The sequence below is a fragment of the Psychrobacter sp. AOP22-C1-C5 genome (genome assembly GCF_052378885.1).
Classification (GTDB): Bacteria; Pseudomonadota; Gammaproteobacteria; order Pseudomonadales; family Moraxellaceae; genus Psychrobacter.
This window is the reverse complement of sequence record NZ_JBQSYC010000019.1, coordinates 1-7,218: the sequence shown is the minus strand read 5'-3', so window position 1 is coordinate 7,218 and position 7,218 is coordinate 1. Positions and strand designations below refer to the sequence as shown.

5 protein-coding genes and 1 pseudogene are annotated in these 7,218 nt (G+C 41.9%); 3 read left to right on the top strand and 3 right to left on the bottom strand.

Going from position 1 to position 7,218, the window contains the following annotated elements; all coding sequences use genetic code 11:
• The first annotated feature begins 115 nt into the window (after window positions 1-115).
• A pseudogene (locus ACT3TH_RS13640) lies at window positions 116-1,340 on the top strand (IS3 family transposase).
• A 140-nt stretch (window positions 1,341-1,480) separates the two neighbouring features.
• Here ACT3TH_RS13640 and lnt read toward each other — a convergent pair.
• A complete protein-coding gene (lnt, locus tag ACT3TH_RS13635) occupies window positions 1,481-3,049 on the bottom strand; it encodes an apolipoprotein N-acyltransferase (RefSeq protein WP_077449698.1) in 1,569 nt (522 codons plus the stop codon).
• 239 nt (window positions 3,050-3,288) lie between these two features.
• Between lnt and ACT3TH_RS13630 the strand changes: the two genes are divergently transcribed.
• Window positions 3,289-3,933 carry a DUF411 domain-containing protein gene (locus ACT3TH_RS13630; protein WP_007394850.1) on the top strand — a complete coding sequence of 215 codons (645 nt, stop codon included), beginning with the start codon at window positions 3,289-3,291 and terminating at the stop codon, window positions 3,931-3,933.
• Window positions 3,934-4,731: 798 nt separating this feature from the next.
• The gene (locus ACT3TH_RS13625; RefSeq protein ID WP_444756325.1) at window positions 4,732-5,454 is read left to right on the top strand and encodes a CHAP domain-containing protein; all 723 of its coding nucleotides are present in this window, start codon (window positions 4,732-4,734) and stop codon (window positions 5,452-5,454) included.
• 116 nt (window positions 5,455-5,570) lie between these two features.
• On the opposite strand, the gene ACT3TH_RS13620 is transcribed toward ACT3TH_RS13625, so the two are convergent.
• Together ACT3TH_RS13620 and ACT3TH_RS13615 are read right to left on the bottom strand one after the other, a co-directional pair.
• On the bottom strand, window positions 5,571-6,752 hold the full coding sequence (locus ACT3TH_RS13620; protein WP_077448184.1) for a cation diffusion facilitator family transporter: 1,182 nt from the start codon (window positions 6,750-6,752) through the stop codon (window positions 5,571-5,573).
• A 265-nt stretch (window positions 6,753-7,017) separates the two neighbouring features.
• A partial coding sequence (locus tag ACT3TH_RS13615) for a transposase (protein ID WP_444756324.1) occupies window positions 7,018-7,218 on the bottom strand: 201 nt, incomplete at its 5' end.

Below are 7,218 nucleotides of genomic sequence, written 5' to 3'. Positions count from 1 at the left end.
TATTATATACAACATACTACAATATACTATTAAGGGATACAAAATCATGGTGAGCTATGCTGAAGAAACCGTAGAGATAAACTTGGTAAACTAAGCGTATTGACAGGAGTTTACCATGACCAAGAAAGTAAGAACCTACAGTGACGAATTTAAAGCCGAGGCCGTCAAGAAGATATCAGACAATAATGGCAATATCTCAGCCACTGCAAAGCAGCTTGGCATTGCCATGCAAACGCTATCAAATTGGCATAACAAAGCCAATCAAGGCAAGCTTGTCGGCACAAAGCAATACGATCCTGATCTTATGAGTGCTCTTCAAGAAATAAAGCAGCTCAAGCGGCAGCTCAAAGTGGCTGAAGAGGAACGCGAAATACTAAATGAGGAGGGATAAAGCGAAGCACTGCTTCGCCCCGACGCAAGGGGAGAGCTATGCTCGAGTTGGCGACGGCGTACTTCGCGAGAAACAGCTAGTCAGGTACGCCTTTATCAAAGACAACCAGTTCCTCTTTCGCATCACCACTATGTGCCGTGTGTTAAGGGTTAAGCCATCAAGCTATTACGACTGGCTAAGTCGTGATCTCAGCGACCAACAGATACATCGCAACCAGTCTGAATTACTGGTTAAAGCGGCTCACAATGAAACGAAAGAACGTTATGGCGCAGATCGACTGCATGCTCATCTAAGCGAGCAAGGCCATAACATTAGCCTGTATATGGTAAGAAGCATCAAAGAGCAACACGGCATTAAATGTCGTCGTCATAAGCGCTTTAAAGTCACCACCGACTCCAATCACAACAAGCTGGTCTATCCAAACGTACTGGATCAGAAGTTTGATGCTAAGCGCCCTAACGAGTCGTGGGTCAGCGACATCACCTATATCTGGACGAATGAGGGTTGGCTGTACTTAGCAGGGGTCAAAGACTTATACACCAAAGAGCTTGTCGGTTACGCTATTAACAAGCGTATGACCGCAGATTTAGTTTGCAAAGCACTAAATATGGCCATCAAGAATAAACGTCCAAGCAAAGGGCTAATCGTTCATTCAGACAGAGGCAGTCAGTATTGCAGTCACGCCTACCACAAGACCATTAAGCAGCATCAATTTATAGGCTCAATGAGCGGCAAAGGCAACTGTTTCGATAACGCTCCGATAGAAAGCTTCTGGGGCACATTAAAGAATGAGCTGGTATATCATCAAGACTATAAAACAAGGTTCACAGCCATCAATGATATTATCAGTTATATCGAGCTGTACTACAATCAGACGAGGATTCAAAAGGGTTTGGGCTATCAATCGCCAAGACAGGTGTGGTTTGATTATTATCGTCAGGCTGCGTAATTAAAATCTCCCAAGTTTATGTATACGGATTTGACGGCAGGGGTCAATAGTTTAAAACTTTTATATTTACGTGCGTTAGGACGTTACCTAGAAAAAATAAAAAACTTACACTGATTAAATTATTATGATTAAGTTTACTATTACCCTCGTCTTCTAAGTGTGGTTAGACCTTTGCCAAAATAGCTTAGTAGTAATAACAAGGTTATTATTATCAAGATAGGATAATTTCCCATAAGCATAAAGGGCGTGTTACCAACCCGTGCCTGTATCTCACCACGTAGTACAGTACGCTCAAACTGCGGTGCGCGTTTTACAATACGACCTTTATGGTTAATGATAGCGGTAACACCAGTATTGGTCGCTCGAATAAACCAGCGCCCGTTCTCAAGCGCGCGCATTTGTACCATTTGCAAATGTTGCAATGGTCCTGCTGAAGTGCCAAACCAGGCATCGTTAGAGACGGTCAACAAAAATTCAGTATCGATGGCATTTTTACGCGTGGTATCTGGATAAGCTACCTCATAACAGATAGCCGTCCCTATATTGTGTCCACGCACCTTTAGAGGTGACTGCTGATCACTACCACGACTATAGTTCTTAATATCCTGACTACCGGCCAAACTTGGGAAAATATCGAGCACGCCTTCAAATGGAATATACTCTCCAAAAGGCACTAGACGCTGCTTCTTGTATAGGCCTTCCGCTTCTACACCTCGAGCAATCACGCTATTGTAAAATGGGGGATACTTATCCGTACTGGCATTGAATGCCGCTTTATCCTTATAAGGGATACCAGTTATCCATGTCGTATTGGTCGCATTAGCCATTTCTATCATTTCACTAATAAAGCCCGCAGCCTCATCCTGAAACATAGGAATAGATGATTCAGGCCACACCACAACATCACGTCCCCACTCAGTGCGTGTTAACTTCGCATAAATCTTTAGCGTTTCTACTTGATACTTAGTCAGCCACTTTATATCTTGTGAAATATTACCTTGAATCAATGACACTGACAGATCAGGTGTGCCCTTAGGTTTTGTCCATTGCGGATTGACCAGCCATAATGATGTGCTAATGGCTAATAACAGTACAGAAACGATGGCATAACTACTGCGCCGAAGCAGTAGCTCTACTAAACTTGCAGCCAATAGTATGGCAACAAAAGAGACGGAAAAAACACCAGCAACGGGTGCTAAGGACGATAACCAATACTCTTCAGTAAATGCATAACCAACAAACAGCCACGGAAAGCCTGTGAATAACCAAGTTTTTAACCATTCTTGTAGCACCCAAAGAGCAGCAAATGAAAAGGGTTGTTTGCCTACCATACGGTTAAAGACTAGTGCTAACAATCCATGAAATAGTCCCATACCGAGACCCATCAATGCAATCATAATCAATGCGAGCCACGTTGGTGTATCGCTATAATCATGGATAGCAGTATAGAGCCAAAAGCCGCCGACGCACCATAGCCCCATACCGTAAGCTTCACCGATAATAAAAGCGCGACGACCACTCATACTTGTCACCAACAGCGCATATAAAATCGCTGGTGATACTATTGCTAGCGGCCAAAACCCATAAGGCGCTAGCGAAAATAAAAAAATAGCTCCTGCAAGCCATGCTGCTACTAGCGTAAGCGATAGCGGTAATTGATTTAAGTGAGTACTCAAACGCTTTTGTAGATTAATAGTAGACAGGCGCATCGCAAATTATCCAAAATTATGAGCCTTGAATTTTTAATCAAAATCCAAAACTTAGATAGAGCCGTTAATACTACAGGCAGTATTTTAAAATAAAAACTGCTTATGATACCAGCCTGCACTGCTCAATGGATGAATTTATGTACTCCGTTTAATGGGTTATTATGCTACATTACCAAACGATATGAAGTGTTACTTGATCTTCTATAGCTCACAATACCTACAGTACATGAGAAAGCACTATGCCCCCCTTAAAAATAAAATCCAGTCTTATATGCAATCGTTATCTGTCTAAGGGGTTGCGTAGTACGTTATTATTACTGGCTGCCTCATCACTATTTGCTTGTAGCCAACCGAGTAGTGGCGTATCTGATGCAAGCACAACATCGGCATCAACTGAAGATGTTTTGGCTGTTCCAAAGACAGCTGAACCAAACGTTATAAATAATTCTATGATGACATCAGTAAGTAAACCAGACTTACTAAAAAACGTATCAGCCACTGTCTATAAAGATGCCAATTGCGGCTGCTGTAAAGAATGGATAAGTCATGCAGAAGATAATGGTCTAAGTGCAACCGCGCAAGATGTTGCGGACTTAGCCGTATTTAAAGAGCGCTACAGCGTTCCAAATGAAATGCGTTCTTGCCATACTGTAGTCACTACGGATGGTTACGTCTTTGAAGGTCATGTACCCGCTAAATATATGGCGCAGTTTTTAGAAAATCCGCCAGTACAAGCTATGGGTCTTGCCGTACCTGGCATGCCTATTGGTAGCCCAGGTATGGAGTATCAAAATAAATTCATGCCCTATCAGGTTATGCAGCTCAATAAAGACGGGACAACCCAAGTTTATGCTGATATTGAATCGGTAGAGCAGCAATTATAGTGTGTTAGCAGTTAAGAATACTTTGATTATAGTGTTAGCGTTAAAAGCGAATGAGGTAGGTATAAGACTGTTCTATTGCTTATAAAATGATTCTTCATCAAAAAATTCATTAGCTATTGCGACTTTAAAAGCAAAAATAACTTCGAATTTGTAACTTTTGATGACAATGTAAGCTGATTTATCCGTTATTTACCTTTAAAACAGACAAATAATTAAAGACTAATACAAGAACATACAGGATGTATCGAAACAATTACGTAAGATTACATAATCCAGTAGGGAATTAAAGTCTATATTGACACTATAGATTATTATATTATCTTAATAATGAGTTAAACCCTATGTAGCATAATTGCCTCAGTCCAATTAAAAAACGTCTAAGCGTTAAATCCATAATTATGGATTTAACGCTTAGACGTTTTTTTTCTCATAAAACAGTAAAAATTATTGTCAATGTAGTCAGCTATATCCTGCGATATGTTACACAAAATTACATTGTAAAATGTACATTATTAGTAATTTTTTCAAAATCAAGAAAATATTTTGGGATTCTTAAGGGTGATGACAGGCTAAACAACCTATGCTAAAGTCGGCTTTGTGTTTTGACCAGTAGCTTGATTTGCAACAGCTTCGTAAGACTTCAATGAGCTGTGATCGCCAATAATCATTTTTTATAGGAAGAATATGCAGCAGAAGTATCAATCACTATGACGTGTATATACTTAAGTTGTTGACATTTAATTGATTGCGCTGTTGTTGATAACAGACTATTTTGAATTAACCGTAGGTAGTAATTTTATGAAACAGGCTTTATTGATTTTGTCAGTACTGGGCATGGGCATAGCACAAACGAGTGCTGCTGCTATCACAATCTCTCAAACAGATAATACCATCACCAATACTTCTGTGGCATCAAACTACGGTTCATCAAAAAACATCTATAGCACTAGCAGTGGTGCTTATGTTTCTAATAATGATGAAATCAGTCAAGCAATTAGCAACCTAAGTGCGCAGGCCAAGCAAAAAGAGAATCAGCTTTCGTCATTAAACAGCCGCTTGTACGCTGAACAACAGCAGCAGCAAGTTAATACGGTTCCTGATAGCAATTCAGCACCTGCTATTGCCGCTGCACGTGCCTCACGAGTTGCGCTATCTAAAAGCTCAGGCTACTGTGCCCGTTACGTACGTAAAGCGCTACAGTCTGCAGGTTACGAGTTTACACCGAATCCTTCAGCCTATCAGTACGCCACTCGTGGCACGCTTGATAAAGCAGGTTTCAGCAAAATCAGCAATGATATGCCAACCCAAGTTGGTGATGTTATTGTCTATGATCGCTCATCAAAGCGTCCAAATGGTCATATCCAAATTTTCGATGGTACAGATTGGATTTCTGACTTCCGTCAGAACAGTATCAGTCCATACAGTGGTGTCTATGCTTATACCACATGGCGCGATTCAAAATACGTGGATGACGCATCCGCATCAGATCGTAATATCTACCTTGCTATGAATGATAAATAAGACTTTCTAAGTCAGCACAACATAGTTGTTATTTCCTCCAACCCAGTAGGGCGTGTTGAACATTCACAAATAGTCTCTGTCAGTGCCATGGTTGAAGGTTCAACACGCCCTAGTGACTAGTGACTGTGCCCGATATGGTTATTCGCAGAGCTTTGCTGCTCTGATATGTCGCAGACCAATGCATCGCTATGGGCGCTGGTCTGCGGGTGTGACAAGCTTTCAACCTGAATGGTGGCGTGATGAATACCAAGCGCAAGCAACCCTTGCTCAAGATTGGCAATCAATACGCTGGCATCCGAGATTCTCATATCCCCATCGACCATCACATGGCAAGATAGCGCATTTAGCCCGCTGGTGATGCTCCAAATATGCAGGTCGTGGACTTGTTTTACTTGTGGATGGGCAAGCAGCTTGTCTTCCACATCTACCAGCGATATGCCTTCTGGCGTGCCCTCCATCAAGACATGTACCGAATCACGTACAACGCGGTAACCACTTACTAAGATAAGTACCGCGACGATCACCGACGCTGCGGCATCGGCCCAAACCCAGCCAAACCCCATCATCAGTAAAGCGGCGATGATCGCGGCGACAGAGCCCATCAAATCACTTAATACATGCAAGTAAGCGCTTTGCATATTGAGGTTGACAGGCTCTTTGGAATCATTGCTTTTATTTGCTTTTTCTTTATTTACTTTGTCTGCATTTGCTCCATGGCTGTGGGTGTGTCCATCGCTGCCGCTACTACCACGATGCATCAGCCAAGCGACCAAGATATTAACCAGCATACCGATGGTGGCGACGATTAGCATACCTTGGGTAGCAATCTCAGGCGGTGAGTTAAGGCGTTTGATCGCTTCATAAAAAATCATCAAGGCGATAATTACTAGCGTCGCACCATTGACGGTGGCCACGATAATCTCAAAGCGTTTATAGCCAAAGGTCTTTTGATGGGTGGCGGCTTTTTCGCCGATTTTAAATGCCATCAACGTCGCACCAAGGGCGATGGCGTCGCTGAGCATGTGTCCTGCATCAGAGAGTAACGCCAAGCTGCCTGTCAGTAAGCCACCAATCGCCTCGATAAACATATAGCCTGTGATGATCACAAAGCTAATCAGTAACGTACGCTGATAGCCTTTGGTATCTCTTGGTGCGGTGTTTTGCTCTAGGTGAGTGTCATGATCATGAGCGTCTTGATTGCCAGCAGTATAGTTACTATCGTTGTTTTTATAGACATCAATAGGCTCACTTGGAGGCAAATGCTTATTTTGCTTATGACTGGCATCTTCTTGACTCATAACGTTACTCAAATTTATTAAGACTTATGGTAAATAACTTCAAGGATTAATGATAAATCTAACATAGTCGAGTATTAGAAGCTGTAACGACGAGGTAAAAATGCAGCCAGTAAGCTATAGTCGATTCACTGCAAAAATGACATCGTGCTACTGGTATAAATTTTCCTTGCATGCTGTTATTACAGAGGCTGCGCAACATTCATTCCAGTAGCACTCTTCAATTTATCACCATGTTATTTTGAACTGACTAGGGCGTGTTGAACATTCATAATTTGAGCCAGATATAAGCACAAGCAAGAGCGACCGTATTTTCATAACTTTGCTTGAGCTTATCAAACCTGGTGGCAACCGCCCTATACTGTTTTAGTTTGGCGAAAGCATTTTCTACTAGATGCCTCGCTTTATATAAGTCCCAGTCCATATGGTCGTTAGAAGACTGAGTATTTCGTTTTCGAGGGATGTTATC

What these genes read in the sequence shown, in the direction of transcription:
- ACT3TH_RS13625 (WP_444756325.1), top strand. Translation starts at nt 4,732, where the DNA reads ATGAAACAGGCTTTATTGATTTTGTCAGTACTGGGCATGGGCATAGCA.
- ACT3TH_RS13630 (WP_007394850.1), top strand. Translation starts at nt 3,289, where the DNA reads ATGCCCCCCTTAAAAATAAAATCCAGTCTTATATGCAATCGTTATCTG.
- lnt (WP_077449698.1), bottom strand. Translation starts at nt 3,049, where the DNA reads ATGCGCCTGTCTACTATTAATCTACAAAAGCGTTTGAGTACTCACTTA.
- ACT3TH_RS13620 (WP_077448184.1), bottom strand. Translation starts at nt 6,752, where the DNA reads ATGAGTCAAGAAGATGCCAGTCATAAGCAAAATAAGCATTTGCCTCCA.